The organism is Cognatiyoonia sp. IB215182 (assembly GCF_033963905.1).
Taxonomy (GTDB): Bacteria; Pseudomonadota; Alphaproteobacteria; order Rhodobacterales; family Rhodobacteraceae; genus Yoonia.
Genome location: NZ_JAXBMB010000001.1, coordinates 497,483 through 514,985, shown reverse-complemented (window position 1 = coordinate 514,985; position 17,503 = coordinate 497,483). Strand labels below are relative to the sequence as shown.

The following is a 17,503-nucleotide window of genomic DNA, read 5'->3' as shown; positions in this document are numbered from 1 at the left end:
ACACAAACTGCGTCGCAAACGTGCAGGCAACGCGGGGAACTCGTTGTAAACTATCAGATTGTGCAGATTTGGACGGTTGCCCCTTGTCACCGGTGTTCAGTATTGCATCTTTCACGCTATTCTCCGGTTCGACCGGCACAACAAACTCTTGGGAGGAGACGTTATGAACTTTGTCAAAGCCGCAGTTGCGGCGACCCTGGTCCTTGCAGCCCCGATGGCCAAGGCCGACGTGGAAGAGGCAAGCTACATCCTCGCCACGGCTTCGACAGGCGGTACCTATTATCCTGTTGGGGTGGCGCTTTCCACATTGGTCAAGGTCAAGCTGGAACCCGGTATGAAAATCGGGATGTCGGCAATCAGCTCTGCCGGTTCTGGTGAAAACGTGCGCCTGATCCGCGAAGGTGAGGCGCAGTTTGGTATTCTGCAAGGTCTCTTTGGGTATTACGCCGCCACCGGCACTGGCCCTGTTGAAGAATCCGGGCCCCAGGCACATCTGCGTTCGGTCACTATGCTGTGGCCCAATGTTGAGCAATTCGTGGTCTCGTCTGACGTTGCTGCCACTGGCACGATTGAGGATATGACCGCCCTGACGGGTGAGGCGATGGCACTTGGCCGTCAGAACTCCGGCACCATCGGGTCGAACCGCACGGTGATGGCTGGTTTCGGCGTGAATATCGACGAGGATTATGAACTGGTCTTCGCCGGTTATGGCCCCTCTGCCGAGGCGCTGCAAAACGGTCAGGTCAAGGGCATCAGCACGCCTGCCGGTGTACCCACCGGTGCTGTGAGCCAGTTGATGGCGGCTGCGGGTGACGGCGTGAAATTCCTGGAATTCACGGATGAGCAACTGGCGCAAGCTGATGGCGGGCGTGAACTCTGGACGCGCTACGTGATCCCCGCCGGCACGTATCCCGGTCAGGATGCGGATATTAACACAATTGCGCAGCCGAACTTCCTCGCCACCCATGCGGATTTGCCGGAAGAAAACGTGTACCAAATCACCAAGACGATCTATGAAAACCTGCCATTCCTACAGGCGATACATCCGGCAACCAAGGCCATGGCGCTGGAACAGGCCATTGCAGGTCTGCCGGTACCGCTGCATCCCGGTGCGGCCCGGTATTACCAGGAACAGGGGATCGACATTCCTGAGCGTCTGATCGCTGAGTAATCCTCTTGCGGCCCGCATGTGATCCATGCGGGCCGTTTGCACGTTAAGGGGACAGGATATGTCTGACGAACCCAAGGCCGAGGCCGCCGTTCTGCGCGCCTTTACCGGCTGGCCCAATACCGCCTTGACGGTTTTGTGTTTCCTGATCGCCGTTGGCCATATCTATGTCGCCTTTGATCCGATCATCTCCGAGTTTCAGCGCAACGCCTATCACTTTGCGGGCTTCGCGTTTCTTGCGGCGGTCCTGCACCCACTGATCAAGGGGCAGACGCGCAGCAAGGGCATGCTCGCCTTTGATCTGGCGCTCGGCATCTGCGTCGCGATCTCTGCCATTTACCTGCCCTATGCCGAACAGGGGATCTACGACCGGGGCGTGAAGTTTTCGACGCTCGATTGGATCGCGTCGGTCATTTGCGTCATTGGGGCAATTGAGCTGACGCGTCGGCTGACCGGTTGGGTCATCCCGTCACTGATCATCATCGCGCTGTCTTACGTCGGCTGGTGGGGCAGCATGATTGGCGGGGTGTTTTCCTTTCCGGGCCTCAGTTGGGAAAGTATCGCGTTTCGATCGATCTTTGGTGACGACGCGATGTTCGGCACGATTGCCCGGATTTCATCGACCTTTGTCTTTCTCTTTATCATTTTCGGGGCCTTCCTTTTGCGCTCTGGCGCCGGGGATTTCGTCATAAACATCGCGCGCGCTATCGCGGGCCGTCTGGTTGGAGGGCCGGGCATTGTCGCGGTCATCGCCTCCGGCCTCACAGGCACGATTTCCGGCTCTGCTGTGGCCAACACCGCCTCGACCGGCGTGATTACGATCCCGCTGATGAAGAAGGCCGGTTTTCCTCCGAAATTCGCAGGCGGGGTCGAAGCCGCATCCTCCACCGGCGGCCAGCTGATGCCGCCGATCATGGGCGCGGGTGCCTTTGTGATGGCCAGCTTCACGCAGATCCCATACGAGACCATCGTCGCCGTCGCGGCCCTCCCAGCCCTACTCTATTTCCTGTCTGTCACCTTCTTTGTGCGCATTGAGGCGCGGCGCCTCGGCCTACAACCGATGGACAACGATGGGGAAACCGTTTGGTCAGCCTTCAAGAAGGGCGGCGCAAGTTTTGTGATCCCGATTGCGGGGTTGATTGGCATGCTGGTGGCCGGTTTCACACCGGCCTATGCTGCTGTGTTCGGCATCCTTGCGGTCATCGCCTCAAGCTGGCTGACGCAGAACCCGATGGGACCGCGTGCCGTGTTCGAGGCGCTGGTGATGGGCACGAAGGGTATGATCATGACCGCCGTGCTGCTTTGCGCCGTTGGCCTTGTGGTGAACGTGATCGCCACGGCCGGGATCGGGAATACATTCAGCCTGATGATTGCGGACTGGGCCAATGGCAACTTGCTCGCCGCCATCGTCATGGTCGCCGTTGCGAGCCTCGTGCTGGGCATGGGCCTGCCGGTGACAGCGGCCTATATCGTGCTGGCGACGCTCTCCGCACCCGCCCTGGCGGGCATGATCTCGGACCGGTTCGTCATTGAGGCGCTGGCGGCGGGCACATTGGGCGATGCGGGTCAGACGATCCTGATGCTTGGCGTGGCTGACCCCACGGTTCTGGCTGGGCAGCTGACGTTAGAAGAGGCCGGTGCCATCATCAAAGCGCTGCCCTTGGAGGTTGCTGCCCCCCTGCGCGATCTCGTGGTTCCGCAAGAAGTCGCAGTGGCCGCTCTTCTGTCAGCGCATATGATCATCTTCTGGCTCAGCCAGGACAGCAACGTCACGCCCCCAGTTGCTCTTGCGGCCTTTACCGCCGCCGCAATCGCCAAAGCCCCGGCCATGGCGACAGGGTTTGCCAGCTGGAAGCTTGCGAAAGGCCTTTACATCGTTCCTCTTCTGATGGCCTACACCCCGTTTCTATCGGGCGACTGGCCGACGATGCTGATGATCTTCGGGTTCGGCGTTGTGGGCATCTACGGGCTGGCGGGGGCTTTGCAAGGCTGCATGGAGCGGCCCATTGCTGTGCCCTTACGGTTTGTCGCAGCCATTGCAGGCGCGGCCTGCATCTGGCCCGCGCCGCTGTGGGTGCAAGCGGCTGGCGCTGTCGTTGTGATCGGGTTGCTGATCTGGAACGCACGATCAATGCCGAGATTGGCTGCAGCGGAATAACTAAGATAGCACAGCTCATTCGCCTGTTTTCAACAAAAAAAGGCGGCTCTGTGAGCCGCCTTTTCCTTTGATATAAGGCTTGGGTTTACTCTTCGAGCACCAGCGCCACAAATCGTGGATCACCACCGCGCCGGACGAGAAGCAGGATCGATTTACGCCCTGCATCGGACGCCGCTTCAATCTGCGTCTCCAGATCGGCAATCGTCGCGACAGCCTGTTGGCCGGCCTCAGTAATCACATCACCTTCCAAAAGACCCTTGGAAGCGCCCTCCGAGTCGGGGTCGATGCCCGTGATGACAAGACCTTCATCAACGTTCAGCGAAAACTGATCGGTCAATTCCGGCGTAATCACTGATAATGTCAGGCCAAGGATTTCAGACTGCTCTGCCTCTTCTGGCTCGGTCGATGCTGGGAAAGCCACAGCCTCGGAAGTTTCGCGACGGCCCAGCACCACCGTCAACTGCTCCATATCGCCCTCACGCAGGACGGATACAGGCACCTCTTTGCCAACGGGTGAGTTGCCGACGATACGGACCAATTCGCGCGTATCCTCGATTTCGATCCCGTCAAAATTCAGGATCACATCGCCCGACAGCATCCCTGCATTTTCAGCAGGTCCAGCAGGGACATCGGTGACCAAAGCACCACGCGCAAGATCAAGGCCCTCGATGGCATCAACCATATCGGGAGTGACGTCCTGAATGCGGACGCCCAGCCAGCCGCGGCGCGTTTCGCCGAACTCGATCAGCTGATCAACCACGTTCGTCACGACTGCGGACGACATCGCAAAACCGATACCGATGGAGCCACCATTGGGCGAGAGGATCGCAGTGTTCACACCGATGACCTCGCCATCCATATTGAACAATGGACCGCCCGAGTTGCCCCGGTTGATCGCAGCGTCAGTCTGGATGTAGTCGTCATAGGTGCCCGACAGCGCACGGTTGCGGGCTGAGACGATACCAGCAGAAACCGAGAAGCCCTGGCCCAGCGGATTGCCCATCGCCATAACCCAGTCGCCCACACGGCTGCCCGGTCCATTGCTATCACCGAAGGCCACATAAGGCAGGTTTTCGAGGTCGACTTTCAGCACCGCGATGTCGGTGTTCGGGTCCGTCCCAACCAGTTCGGCGGGCACACCGGGCTCACCGCCCGGGAAGAACTCGATCAGGATTTCGTCGGCCCCCTCAATCACGTGATTGTTGGTGACGATGTAGCCATCATCGGAAATGACAAAGCCAGACCCTAGCGCGGAGGACCGGCGGGCACCATTGCGACCATCTGGGTCAAGATCATTAAAGAAGTCCTCAAAAGGGGAGCCTTCGGGTACCAGACCTTGAGGACCGGTGCGGCCCGCAATTGTGGTGCTTGTCGTGATGTTCACCACAGATGGGCTGATCTGTTCCGCCAGGTCGGCAAAGGTTTCGGGACGGTTCTGCGCCTCTGACGCTGTGGCTTGTGCCAGCACTAACGCCATGGCTAGCGCGCCCGCTGCGAAGAGTGCGGTCAGCATGCGGCGCGCGCGCCCATGATCATTCTGAATTGCGATTGCCTTTGTTTTTGCTTCCGTCGATTTCACGGGGCAAATCTCCTTATAAACTGAGTTGCGCCGCACGCGGGGGGCTGCGCGATTGTCCTACGATGATCTATGTAGCGCGCATATTGTGCAACGCAAACTTGCGCACCAAACGCTCAACTGCATGTGATTTCATGTTTACATCGCTGTCATAGCCGCATTTGCCTAAGAAAAACGAAAGGCCAGCGCGACGGCCGGCCTTTCATTCATGCGTTTGTGGGTCAGAGCTATTGCCCCAAACCGTTCCCCTGATCGGACTTCAGGTAGTTGAAGAAGTCGCTATCAGGCGACAGGACCATGGTCGAGTTGCCGGGCTGAAGTGAGCGCTGATAGGCCGTCATTGAGCGGTAGAACTCAAAGAATTCAGGGTCCGCGCCAAAGGCTTGGGCAAAGATCTCGTTTCGGCGGGCGTCGGCCTCACCTTGGATGATCTGGGCCTGGCGCTCCGCGTCCGAAACAAGCTCGATCACGGTCCGGTCGGCTTGCGCCTGGATCCGCTGGGCTGCTTCGTTACCGCGTGCGCGTTCGTCAGCCGCTTCGCGGTCACGTTCCGCCTTCATCCGCTCATAGGTCGCGTTGAGGTTTTCCGGCGGCAGGTCAGTGCGCTTGAGGCGCACGTCGATCACCTGCAGGCCCAGGGCCTGCGCTTCTGCAATCGCACCGTTCCGGATACGCAGCATCAAGGCGGCACGATCCGTTGACAGGATGTCGTTTGAGCTCACAGAACCGAGTACCTCACGTGTTTCGGCGCGCAAGATACTGTCCAGACGGCGGGCCGCCGCATCTTCGCCGCCGGAACCGACCGCACGGCGGAACTGTTCCACATCCAGAATGCGGTAGCGCGCGAAGGCATCGACAACCAGACGCCGGTCATCGGATGGCGTTACTTCGAGCGGCTCAAGATCACGGCTGAGGATACGGTCATCATAGCGCACAACCTCTTGAATGAGCGGGATTTTGAAACCGAGCCCGGGCTCCTCCTGCACTTTCACGATCTGGCCGAACTGAAGGACAAGCGCCTTCTCGCGTTCGTCGACAATAAAGATCGAAGACAGCGCCCCGATGAGAACCACCGCAATCGCGGGCAAAAGAAATGCTGATTTCCGCATTAGTTTGACCCTCCTGCAGTTTGTTGCGGTGTCCGGCGTAGATCATTCAGTGGCAGATACGGGACTACACCCTGCCCGCCGCCGCCATTGGTCTCATCCAGCAGAATGATGTCGACGCCACCCAGGACGTTTTCCATGGTTTCAAGGTAAAGACGCTTGCGCGTCACTTCTGGCGCCTTTTGGTATTCTGTCAGAACGGCCAGGAAGCGCGATGCCTCACCTTCGGCCTCGTTAACGACGCGAGCGCGGTAACCTTCGGCCTGTTCCAGGATCTGCGCTGCCTGACCACGCGCTTCAGCAACGACGCGGTTGGCGTAAGCATCGGCGACGTTCTGCACCCGGTCGCGTTCCTGCTCAGCGTCTTGCACCGCGCGGAACGAGGCGATTACGGGTTCAGGCGGGTCGGCCTTGTCAAAGTTCACACGGATGATCGTCACACCTGAGTCGTAGCTATCCAGTGTCGTCTGGATCAGATCGCGTAGACGATCGGCAATCGCGCCCCGGTCACGGTTCAGGATCGGCGCAAGTTCGGATTGCGAGATAATCTCGCGCATCGCCGACTCTGCCACCGCTTCAATCGTGGCCGGTGGGTTGGCGAGGTTGAAAAGGTAGTCCTCGGGATCGTTGATGTTCCACACAACCTGGAAGTCGATATCAACGATGTTCTCATCCCCGGTCAGCATCAGCCCCGCATCCATGCCGGCCCGGCTGGTTCCAATGTCGATATTCCGTTCCGTCGTGACCGGGATCACCTCACGCGTGACAATCGGCCAAGGCGCAAAGTTCAAACCGGGGTCCCCGATTTCGAGAAAGTCACCAAGCAACAGCTCAACCGAGCGTTCTTCGGGGCGCACCGTGTAGAATGACATGGCAAGCCAGCCCGCCACGGCCAAAAGCAAACCGAACCCGACAGTGCCGCGCGTCAATTGCGGACCACCGCCGCCACCCCCTGCGCCACGGCCACCACCCTGGCCGCCACCGCCCATCAGAACGCGTAGCTGCTCGCGGCCCTTGTTCACCAGATCGTCAATTTCAGGGATATTCGGCCCATCATTATTTGGCCTGCGACCGCCACCGCCGCGGTTGTCATCACCCCCGCCTGATCCGTTGTTGCCGCCGCCGCCCCAAGGGCCCCCAGAATTACCTGCCATTGTCTTCCTTTGCTTCCTTTCATCGAGGTGCATGCGTGCTGCACCGTTGGAATGCCATGTGTGTCTTCGCCCCGCGAAATCAAGCGGTGCGCATCGGTTCCTTCATCGTGACAAGCTCCTCGGCCATGGTCGGATGCACGGCCACTGTCCGGTCAAAATCCTCTTTCGTCGCCCCCATCTTCACGGCAATCCCGGCAAGCTGGATCATCTCGCCTGCATGATCCGCCACGATGTGACAGCCAAGCACTTTGCGCGTCTCTTTGCTGACCACAAGTTTCATCAAAACGCGGTCGTCGCGGCCGGCAAAGGCGTGGTTCATCGGCTTGAACGAGGTACAGTATATCTCAACCGGCTCAATCTCGCGCGCCTCTTCTTCGGTCATGCCCACTGTACCCAATTCCGGTTGGGTGAACACAGCTGACGGGATCAGGTGATGATCCACCGGCGTTGGGTTGCCCTTGAACACGGTTTCGACAAAGGCCATTCCCTCGCGGATCGCGACGGGTGTCAGCTGCACGCGGTTGGTCACATCGCCGATGGCATAGATCGACGGCACCCGGGTCTGGCTGTAGTCATCGACGACGATTTCACCGCGTCTTCCGATCTCTACCCCTGCTTCTTCTAGTCCAATGCCCGAAGTGTTGGGTGCGCGCCCCGTCGCAAACATGACCTGATCATAGACCTTCTCGGTCCCGTTTGTGGCCTTCACCCAGATACCATGGCCAGCGGCCTTTGAGGGTAATTGCGCAGGCACGCCACCTTCCATCGGCACGCCATGACTGTGATCTCCTGAAAGGTCGGCCTCGGTTGCCGCGCGCATCTCAACGATGTTGGTGCCCAAATGCAGATCGATCCCCTTCGCGCGCATCCCCTCTGCCACCAATCCGCGCGCCTCATCATCAAAACCGCGCAAGATCTGCGCGCCGCGATAGAACTGCGTGACCTTGACACCCAGACCATTCAGGATGCCGGCGAATTCCGAGGCGATATATCCACCCCCGATGATAAGGATGGATTTGGGCATTTCCTTCAGTTGAAAGATCTCGTTGGATGTGATCCCAAGCTCTGCCCCCGGTGTTTCTGGCACGACCGGGCGGCCGCCCGTGGCCACGAGAATGTGTTTGGCCGTGATCTCTTCACCCGTCGAAAGCGCGACGGTATGGGGATCCTTCAGCGATGCGCGACCATCAAAGATCGCAACGTTCGACCCGTCCAGAAGTTTGCGATAAATCCCCTCCAGCCGATCAAGCTCAGAATTCAGCTTCTCGCTGAAATGCGGCCAGTGAAACGGACCATCGGTCAGGTCCCACCCATAGGATCGCGCATCCTCAAACATCTCGGAGAAGCTTGACGCGAACACCATCAGCTTCTTCGGCACGCAACCGCGGATCACGCAGGTGCCGCCCATGCGGTATTCTTCGGCCAAACCGACCTTGGCCCCTGTCGCGGCGGCCGTCCGCGCCGCGCGTACGCCGCCGGATCCGCCTCCAATGACAAAAAGGTCGTAATCAAAAGTCATGTGGCAGGCTCCGTTAACTTTGGTATGGCAGCGGTGTCAGTCAGCGATATTGACGAATATATTGTCGTCGTCACGCACATCGAAACGAACCACTTCATTGATACCATTGGTGATGTCTGTCACCTCGACCTTGCCATTGGCATGACCGACGATGACCATGTCGCAGATATCAATGAACAGCCCGTTTTCAACAACGCCCGGAATTTGATTGAGCGTCAGGCTCAACTGGCGCGGATTGCCGATGCGTTTGAGATGCAGATCAAGGATGTAGTTTCCTTCGTCGGTCACAAAAGGTGTGTTCCCGTTCATTCGCAGGCTGATATCGCGGTTCAGCACATCCATGCCGATCAATGTTTCGGCGATCAGGTCCTGTGTCGTGCGATAGCCGAATTGCAGCACCTCGACTGGCAGGGGAAATCCGCCAAGCCGATCAACCTTCTTCGAGGCGTCAGCAATGACGATCATCCGCTCGCTCGCAGTCGCAACCACCTTTTCCTGCAGATGCGCCCCGCCCCCGCCTTTGATGAGGCAGAGGTCTTCGTCATATTCGTCGGCACCATCAATCGTGATATCCAGCCACCGCGCCTCATCAAGTGTGATGACATCAATGCCAACCTGACGCGCAAGCTTTGCCGTGCGGGTGGATGTCGGCACCCCTTTGATACGCAATCCTTCATCGCGCACCATCTCACCCAGGCACTGCACCAGCCAGGCGGCGGTTGATCCCGTGCCAAGGCCCACCTTCATCCCGCTTTCGACATATTCGGTGGCCTGCTTTGCAGCGACGAACTTTGCCGTATCGATGGGCGATAATTCACTGGACATGGGGCGGCTCCGGCAGATGCTTTGTGCGTTATAGGCAAGTTATCTGCCGGGTGCGAGACCCCAAATCTCATTGGGGTGATTGGTCTTTGGATTTCGCTGCCTGTGCAAGCCGTCGTGAAAAATCTGTTGGTCACTCGGATATCGATGAAACGTGAAAGCGGCCTGAGGCGTCGCTTTTGGCATGGCGGGCCGGTTGGAAGGTCATAGTGTGGCGCCATGGCTCAGACCTTGCGCTTACATTACGCACCTGACAACGCGTCCCTTTGCGTGCGGATCGCTTTGGAAGAATTGGGATCACCCTATCAGACGGTCCTCGTGGATCGCAGCAAGCAGGCCCAGCGATCCGAGGCCTATCTCGCGCTGAACCCCAACGGGCTGATCCCCGTGCTGGAAACACCGCACGGTCCAGTCTTTGAGACCGCGGCCATCTTGCTTTGGCTTTCAGATACGGCCGAGCAATTGATGCCGCCGCCGGACAGCCCGGACCGCGCTCACGCGCTGCAATGGCTGTTCTGGTTGTCGAACACATTGCACGGGACCCAACGCATGTTGTTCTACCCGGACCAATACACCACGGGCGAGGTCGAGCCGCTTCGGGCCGCGACGCGAAGGCGACTTGTCGACAAGCTTGATCTGCTGAACGACGCGAAACATGCATCTTGGATTGATGCTGATGAGGGCACCGCTCAGGGTTGCTATCTGGGGCCGCTTTTGCGGTGGTGTGCGATCTATGGCGGATCGCCTGATTGGTTTGATCTCGCGCGGTGGCCGCGCCTCCTGAAATTTGCTGAACGTATTGAAAAGCGGCAGGCCGTTCAACGCGCGGCCAGTGCGGAAGGCTTGGGCGCAAAGCCATTTTCCGCACCGCAACCCTGTGACCCGCCAGAGGGAAGTGCTGTCTGATGTTCTTGTCTGTCTTTGATATGTTCAAGGTGGGTGTCGGGCCGTCATCCTCGCACACGATTGGGCCTATGGTGGCCGCGGCCCGGTTTTTAGACCATCTGCGCGCCCAGCCTTTTCGCGTGGTCGGCTTGCGCGCCTCGCTGCATGGAAGCCTCGCCTTCACGGGCGTTGGTCATGCGACGGACCGCGCGGTTATCCTGGGCCTCGCCGGGTTTCGCGCCGATGATTATGATGCCGACAAGGCCGAGGCGGAGCTCGCGCGGATCAAGACCGAAAATACTGTCTCCCCAGACGGTCTTGGCACACTCAAATTTGATCCTAAAGACGATCTGGAATTTGACTATGGGCCCGCCTTGCCTGGCCATGCCAATGGGCTGATCCTGCGGGGCACCGATGCGCAGGGCGATGTGATCACCGAAGTTACCTACTATTCCATCGGTGGCGGCTTTGTCCTGACGGCGGCGGAACTGGCAGCAGGTAAAGACACCGATACCGGCGCGCCGGTGCCGTTTCCCTTCCACACCGCGCAAGAGATGCTGGATATGGCCGCCATGGCGGGCAAGACCATTGCCGAGATGAAGCGGGCCAACGAAGTCTCGCGCATGGGCCATACCGATCTTGATCGCGGCCTTGCGCGTATCTGGGACGTTATGAATGCCTGCATCGATCGCGGGCTGACAAGCGAAGGCATCCTGCCCGGCGGTTTGCAGGTCCGCCGCCGGGCCAAGGGCATTTATGACGCGCTGCAGGCAGAACGCGGGCTGAACCTAACCGCCCCGCATACGATCAACGACTACATGTCAACCTACGCGATGGCTGTGAACGAAGAGAACGCCGCAGGCGGGCAAGTGGTCACGGCCCCCACCAACGGGGCCGCGGGCGTTGTACCCGCAACGATCCGCTATTGGCTCGACCACGTGCCGGGTGCCTCGGTAATACAGGTGCCGGAATTCCTGCTGACCGCCGCCGCCATCGGCGGATTGATCAAATTCAACGCCTCGATCTCCGGTGCCGAATGCGGCTGTCAGGCGGAGGTGGGCAGCGCCTCTGCGATGGCCGCAGCCGGCCTTGCGGCGGTTCTCGGGGGCACGCCGGAACAGATTGAAAATGCGGCAGAAATCGCGCTGGAGCATCATCTGGGCATGACCTGCGATCCGGTCAAGGGGCTGGTGCAAGTACCGTGTATCGAGCGAAATGGCCTGGGGGCGATCAAGGCTGTGTCGGCGGCATCACTGGCCCTGCGCGGTGACGGCGTGCACCTTGTTTCGCTCGACGTGGCGATTGAAACGATGCGCCAGACCGGCGCGGATATGAGTGAGAAATACAAGGAGACCGCCCTTGGTGGCCTCGCCGTGAATGTGCCGAACTGCTAAGGTGACACATGCTTTGTCATTTCAGCGATCGACCGGACATTCGCCGCTTTGATCCGCGGCCATCGCGTTTGGGGCGACCGTTGGTTTGGGCCATAGCACCTGATCACGCATTCCTCTACCTCTTCCCGCGCGAGTGTCCGCGCATTCTGATGTGGCGGACGAAACAAAGCCGAACCGTTGATCAGCGCATTTGGCTGCAAGGCGCTCGTCAAGTCGCCTTTGTGGAAAAGCGCTGGATGCCCCAGATCACGCGCGGCAGGCTTTATCAATACGGTTTTCGCGGCACGGCCTTTCGATCCCTCGACGATATTGGTATGTACGTCGCAGACACACCCATCCAACCCAGCTATATGCGTGTCATCAACAACTTGCCGATCGCTCTCTCCAGTGCCGGCGTCACATTGCGCGCCTTGCCGACGCTTGCGCCGCTCAAATCGGCCTGGGATACCAGCCTTCATGTCAGTGGCATTCGATTGCGGAATGCGCGTGACTGGAACTGACCTTTTCGTTTCAGATTTGCGGACCTAAGGTGCCCGAATGACAAAGGACCGTCCCTTTCTTGGCGTGATGCTGATGCTCGCGTTTTGTGTGCTAGCGCCCTTGGGCGACAGCATTGCCAAGCTGTTGGGCGGCACAATTGCACTTGGTCTGCTGGTTCTTGCGCGCTTTGCTATCCAGGCGGCCATCCTTGTGCCGATTGTGGTCTGGGCAGGTCAGGGCTTTCGACTTCCACCTCGGGTGCTGGGATGGAGCCTTGTGAGAACGGTCTTACATATCCTCGGCATCGGTTTGATGTTTAGCGCGCTGCAATACCTGCCATTGGCTGATGCGTTAGCCATCGCTTTCGTTATGCCCTTTATCATGCTGATTTTAGGGCATTTTGCGCTGGGTGAACATGTTGGTTTGCATCGGATGGTGGCCTGCGCCATCGGGTTTGTGGGGACATTGCTGGTCATCCAGCCCAACTTTATCGAGGTCGGATACCCTGCCCTTTTACCGCTTGGCGTTGCGGTGATTTTTGCACTCTTCATGATGGTCACCCGCAAGATCGCGCGCGCGGTCGATCCGATCAAACTGCAGGCGATCAGCGGCATTCAGGCCACGCTCATGCTGGCCCCGTTCCTGATCTTTGGACCAACACAGCTGGGTCAAGCCGATATGGCGTCTTCTGCCACGACGTGGGCATTGCTATTGGGCCTCGGCGTCATTGGAACACTGGCACATCTGTTCATGACTTGGAGCTTGCGCTTTGCGCCTGCGGCCACGCTGGCCCCCATGCAATATCTCGAAATCCCCTTCGGCACCGCCATCGGCTGGCTGATTTTCGCGGACCTGCCCAATGGTCTGGCGGCCTTAGGCATCTGCATCACAATTGGCGCGGGGCTTTACATCATTTTGCGTGAGCGGCGGCTGTCTCAGCGGACGCCAGATGCGCCCGCGACAACGTGACAAGAAGCGGCCCGTTCGTCTGAACGGAAATTGGATCACCTGTCGCAGCATTTGACCCGCTTGTGCGTCCTGCGGGATGCATCGCGAAATCCTCCAGCGGCCAACGTAGTCCAGTTGCTGTCACTCTTAAGTTGTCGAGCGGCATCAATGAGATACGGGCCCCGGCAGGCATGAGCAGGTTGTCCAGACTGCGAGATAGGACAAAGGAAACGTCTTGGTCATCCACCAAGAGCACGCTGCGATCTGAATACCGTGCCATCACATTGAGCACCCCAAGCGTATGGTCGAGCCGCCCACCGGTAAATCCCACCGCGTAGATCAAAGGGGCCTCTACCCGCATCAACGCCTTCTCAAAATCCGTCGTCTCTTGCTCGGCCACATGGCACAAGACGTCCGAAAATGTGGCACGCGCGCGGTCGGACAGGCTGTCAAAGTCGCCGATCACCGCGGCGGGCGATATTCCCGCGTCGAGCAGATGATCTGCCCCGCCGTCGACGCCTACAAAGCTTGAAACACTGGGAAAAACAGTGTCGAGCGGCGCCTGACTGATTTCTCCGCCACCCACAAAGCAGACTGGGCTATCGCTGGAAACAATGATATCCGGTATCATCGATTACATCCTGATTCACAAACATTCCCCAAAACGGTCACAAAATGATCGCGAAGGTAACGTCATGCTGTTCTCGATTAAGAACCAATTGATGTCCATCGGACAGCGGCCAAAACCAATGGAAAGCATATGAAAAACATGGACGACTCCCCCAAAATTCTTGCCGTGTCGTATGGCAACTTTTCTTGCCGCCTGGAAGGCTTTGACGATTCGGTCGAAACCATGAAGGCGGTGGTGTCGTATTTTCACGAATTGGCTGGGCATGAACGTTTCATGGATATGGATCCGCAGGCGCCAGATATGGACACGCTTGCGCGACTGACCGCAGAGCAGGTGGGCACGCCTGTTGAAGCGACTGGTGAAGGAAACTCTGTCAGCTTGCGCGTTGCTGCTGCAGAGGCCGAAAGCGATATTGCTGAAGATGAACTTCTCGATCTGGATGACGCCGACGATCTGGATCTGGCCGAGGAAGATCTTGAGGATGATCTCGAGACACCTGAGGTAGCCGAGGACGAAAAAGAAGACGCGCTGGTTGATGAGCATGACACGATTGTTCTGAAATCCGGTGATGACATCGACGAAGACGATATCGATGCGGCTGAGATGGAAGATGTCGCGGAAGAGGCGTCAGAAGTCGAAGAGATTGACGAGGATGACAGCGTCGCCGCACGACTGCAGCGCATCCGCGCCGTCGTCGACAATGGAAGCGCCACACCGGACGCCGACGAAGAAGAGCAGGCTAAGCCGGCTGCACCTGTCGCTGGTGTCAACCCGCTTGCCCAGCGGCTTGCCGATCTGGCCAAACGCAATGCGGAGCGTGCAGCGGAAGAGGCCGGCGTTGAACTGCATCTGGACGAGGACGAAGAGGACGCGGTCAGCGCGGACGACCTGGCCGAACTTGATGCGGAATTCGCCGAAGAGGAAGATGATGTCGTTGCGGAAGCTGAGGATGTCGTTGCTGAAGGCGAAGAAGACCTAGACGAAGATGCCGATGATGACGTGCTGCAGCTCGCCCCGGAGGATCGCGCCGAAGACGCAGCATCGGCAGATGACGCGGATGGCCCGCTTGTCCTGACTGCATCCGAGGAAGTGCCCTCGCGCGGCGGCGATTACGGTGGCGATTTCAACCTCAAGGAAGAGGTCGCGGAGGCACAGCGCGAAATCGAAGAGATCATTGAAGAGAAAGAGGAACGTTCAAAGCACGAAAACGTTCTCGACAATGTCGACAAGAGCATGACACGGATCATGTCGCAAACCGATGAGCGTTTGAATGAGCCTGAGGGGCGCCGTCACCGCGACGCGTTCGCCCAACTCAAGGCCGCCGTTGCCGCAACGGAGGCCGCACGTCAACTTGGCGATGCCGGTGCGCAAGCCCGTGACAAGAACGAGGTTTTCCGCGAGGATCTTGGCGCGCTTGATGCCGAAGATGCCGATGACAATTCCGGCGATGAAGAGACCTTGGATGCATCCGCTGATGATTTGACTGGCGAGGTTGCGGCCGACGCCGTCGAAGAAGCTGATGCACCTCAGGAAAGTGCTGCACCTGCCCCGCTTAAGCTCGTCTCGTCGCAGATTGTTGAGCAACCATCGACCACGCTTGATGCAGCCTCTGCCCGCCTGCGCCAGATCGCAGCCCAGAAAGATGGCGGAGGCGCCGCCAAAGGCGGGTTTGCCGAATTTGCAGCGCAACAGGGTGCCACTGAACTGGGCGATCTGCTTGAAGCCGCTGCTGCCTACATCGCTTTCGTGGAAGGGGACGAGGATTTCTCGCGCCCACAAGTCATGAAAAAGGTGCAAACCGCCTCTCCTAACGAATTCACCCGCGAGGATGGCTTGCGGTCATTCGGGCGTCTGCTGCGCCAAAGCCGGATCATCAAGCTGAACAACGGCCGTTTTCAGGTGGCAGAGGACACACGCTTCCGCCCTGGCAACCAAGCCGCGCAAGGCTGATCTTTAGACATGATAGGGAAATGGCGGGGTACTTCCCCGCCTTTTTCGTTTCCGACGATAAGCGCTCAATTTTGGAGCCTGATCAACCGCTCTCTTGATCCGGATCCGGCTGGCCGATCCCCTTAAAGACCCATTTCAACGGAAAGGCCCAGCCGATCCCAAGGGCAAGGTAGATCAGGAACTCTACAACCAACGGAAAGCGCGATGCCTGGCTCATAATCGTCACAGCGATAATGATGTAAACCGGAAGCCCGACCACCAGAACAAATAATGCAAGCTTTTTGCGCGCCTTGTACGTCATCACCCTCAATCCGCAAATGGATCTGTCACCAGAATGGTGTCTTCCCTTTCTGGTGAGGTGGAAACTAGGGCAACGGGGCAGTCGATCAACTCTTCAATCCGGCGCACATATTTGATCGCTTGCGCAGGCAGATCGGCCCAGGAGCGTGCGCCTTCGGTCGATTCCGACCAGCCCTCGATTTCTTCGTAAATTGGCGTGCAACGTGCCTGTTGATCCGCTGCTGTTGGCAGATAATCAAGCATCTCACCGTCAAGCGTATAGCCGACACAGATCTTCAGCGTCTCAAATCCGTCGAGAACATCAAGCTTGGTCAAAGATATGCCGGAGACACCGGATGTCGCGCAGGTCTGCCGCACCAGACAGGCATCAAACCAGCCACAGCGTCGCTTGCGCCCTGTCGTGGTGCCGAACTCGTGACCGCGTTCGCCGAGGCGTTGCCCGTCGGCATCTTCCAACTCGGTCGGGAACGGCCCCTCACCCACGCGTGTTGTGTAGGCCTTTACGATCCCGAGGACGAAATCGATGGCACCGGGCCCCATCCCAACGCCTGTTGCGGCCTGCCCCGCGATCACATTGGACGAGGTGACAAAGGGATATGTGCCAAAGTCGATATCAAGCAGCGCACCCTGCGCGCCTTCGAAAAGGATACGTTTGCCCGCCTTGCGCTTTTCATTCAGCACCTTCCAGACCGGTGCGGCATAGGCGAGGATTTCTGGCGCAATCTCGCGAAGCTGTTTTAACAAACCATCACGGTCGATCGCACCCAGCCCAAGGCCGCGCCGCAAAGCGTCATGATGAACAAGCGCGCGATCAACGCGCAGCTCAAGCGTCGCATCATCAGCGAGGTCGGCCACGCGTATCACCCGACGACCGACTTTATCTTCATAGCAAGGACCAATCCCACGACCGGTCGTCCCGATCTTGGCCACGGAGTTCTGGCTCTCACGCGCGCGATCAAGCTCACCATGGAACGGCAGGATCAGTGGCGTATTCTCGGCGATCATCAGCGTCTCAGGCGTGATCGCCACACCCTGCCCACGCAACGTCCCGATTTCCGTGATCAGATGCCAGGGGTCGAGCACAACGCCGTTGCCGATGACCGAGAGTTTGCCGCCGCGCACGACACCTGAAGGCAAGGCATGCAGCTTGTAGACCTCACCATCAATGACAAGCGTATGGCCCGCATTGTGCCCGCCCTGGAAGCGCGCAATCACATCAGCGCGTTCCGAAAGCCAGTCCACGATCTTGCCTTTGCCTTCATCGCCCCATTGGGCGCCGACGACGACCACGTTTGCCATATACACGTTCCCCTTTCGCAGCAGCGTGCCCCCTATATCGGCGCGATGCCCGGCGCGAAACCGCAAATTTGGGTTCGCGCAGACTGGACAGGATCAAACCACCTCGCCATGGT

General features: G+C 58.7%; 15 protein-coding genes. 7 read left to right on the top strand and 8 right to left on the bottom strand.

The window, feature by feature from the left end:
* Positions 1-163: 163 nt before the first annotated feature.
* Together SLH47_RS02640 and SLH47_RS02635 are read left to right on the top strand one after the other, a co-directional pair.
* Positions 164-1,171: a TAXI family TRAP transporter solute-binding subunit gene (locus SLH47_RS02640; RefSeq protein ID WP_320237789.1), complete on the top strand. Its 1,008-nt coding sequence runs from the start codon at positions 164-166 to the stop codon at positions 1,169-1,171.
* Between the two features lie 58 nt (positions 1,172-1,229).
* Entirely contained in the window at positions 1,230-3,326 is a 2,097-nt protein-coding gene (locus SLH47_RS02635) for a TRAP transporter fused permease subunit (protein ID WP_320237788.1), read from the top strand.
* 85 nt (positions 3,327-3,411) lie between these two features.
* Here the strand turns inward: SLH47_RS02635 and SLH47_RS02630 are convergent, their stop codons facing one another.
* From SLH47_RS02630 to rpiA, 5 genes are all read right to left on the bottom strand, one after another.
* Positions 3,412-4,839, bottom strand: coding sequence for a Do family serine endopeptidase (locus SLH47_RS02630; protein ID WP_413785616.1), 1,428 nt, complete (start codon positions 4,837-4,839; stop codon positions 3,412-3,414).
* A 290-nt stretch (positions 4,840-5,129) separates the two neighbouring features.
* Entirely contained in the window at positions 5,130-6,011 is an 882-nt protein-coding gene (locus SLH47_RS02625) for a protease modulator HflC (protein WP_320237787.1), read from the bottom strand.
* Entirely contained in the window at positions 6,011-7,162 is a 1,152-nt protein-coding gene (hflK, locus tag SLH47_RS02620) for an FtsH protease activity modulator HflK (RefSeq protein WP_320237786.1), read from the bottom strand. Before hflK ends, SLH47_RS02625 begins: the two co-directional genes overlap by 1 nt.
* A 79-nt stretch (positions 7,163-7,241) precedes the next feature.
* A complete protein-coding gene (locus tag SLH47_RS02615) occupies positions 7,242-8,681 on the bottom strand; it encodes an FAD-dependent oxidoreductase (protein ID WP_320237785.1) in 1,440 nt (479 codons plus the stop codon).
* 36 nt (positions 8,682-8,717) lie between these two features.
* Positions 8,718-9,506, bottom strand: a complete 789-nt coding sequence (gene rpiA / locus SLH47_RS02610) for a ribose-5-phosphate isomerase RpiA (protein WP_320237784.1) — start codon at positions 9,504-9,506, stop codon at positions 8,718-8,720.
* Between the two features lie 216 nt (positions 9,507-9,722).
* On the opposite strand from rpiA, the gene SLH47_RS02605 reads away from it, so the two are divergent.
* From SLH47_RS02605 to SLH47_RS02590, 4 genes are read left to right on the top strand one after another with little or no spacing between them, the layout of a single operon-like run.
* On the top strand, positions 9,723-10,409 hold the full coding sequence (locus SLH47_RS02605; RefSeq protein WP_320237783.1) for a glutathione S-transferase family protein: 687 nt from the start codon (positions 9,723-9,725) through the stop codon (positions 10,407-10,409).
* Positions 10,409-11,782, top strand: coding sequence for an L-serine ammonia-lyase (locus tag SLH47_RS02600; protein ID WP_320237782.1), 1,374 nt, complete (start codon positions 10,409-10,411; stop codon positions 11,780-11,782). Before SLH47_RS02605 ends, SLH47_RS02600 begins: the two co-directional genes overlap by 1 nt.
* Positions 11,783-11,790: 8 nt before the next feature.
* The gene (locus SLH47_RS02595; RefSeq protein WP_320237781.1) at positions 11,791-12,282 is read left to right on the top strand and encodes a DUF6886 family protein; all 492 of its coding nucleotides are present in this window, start codon (positions 11,791-11,793) and stop codon (positions 12,280-12,282) included.
* Positions 12,283-12,319: 37 nt separating this feature from the next.
* Complete coding sequence (locus SLH47_RS02590; RefSeq protein WP_320237780.1) at positions 12,320-13,231, top strand: DMT family transporter; 912 nt, start codon at positions 12,320-12,322, stop codon at positions 13,229-13,231.
* On the opposite strand, the gene SLH47_RS02585 is transcribed toward SLH47_RS02590, so the two are convergent.
* Positions 13,173-13,841 carry a thiamine diphosphokinase gene (locus SLH47_RS02585; RefSeq protein WP_320237779.1) on the bottom strand — a complete coding sequence of 223 codons (669 nt, stop codon included), beginning with the start codon at positions 13,839-13,841 and terminating at the stop codon, positions 13,173-13,175. The genes SLH47_RS02590 and SLH47_RS02585 overlap by 59 nt on opposite strands.
* Before the next feature lie 129 nt (positions 13,842-13,970).
* On the opposite strand from SLH47_RS02585, the gene SLH47_RS02580 reads away from it, so the two are divergent.
* Entirely contained in the window at positions 13,971-15,791 is a 1,821-nt protein-coding gene (locus SLH47_RS02580) for a hypothetical protein (RefSeq protein ID WP_320237778.1), read from the top strand.
* An 82-nt stretch (positions 15,792-15,873) separates the two neighbouring features.
* Here the strand turns inward: SLH47_RS02580 and SLH47_RS02575 are convergent, their stop codons facing one another.
* Positions 15,874-16,092, bottom strand: coding sequence for a DUF2842 domain-containing protein (locus SLH47_RS02575; protein WP_320237777.1), 219 nt, complete (start codon positions 16,090-16,092; stop codon positions 15,874-15,876).
* 5 nt (positions 16,093-16,097) lie between these two features.
* A complete protein-coding gene (locus tag SLH47_RS02570) occupies positions 16,098-17,390 on the bottom strand; it encodes an adenylosuccinate synthase (RefSeq protein WP_320237776.1) in 1,293 nt (430 codons plus the stop codon).
* Positions 17,391-17,503 lie beyond the last annotated feature (113 nt).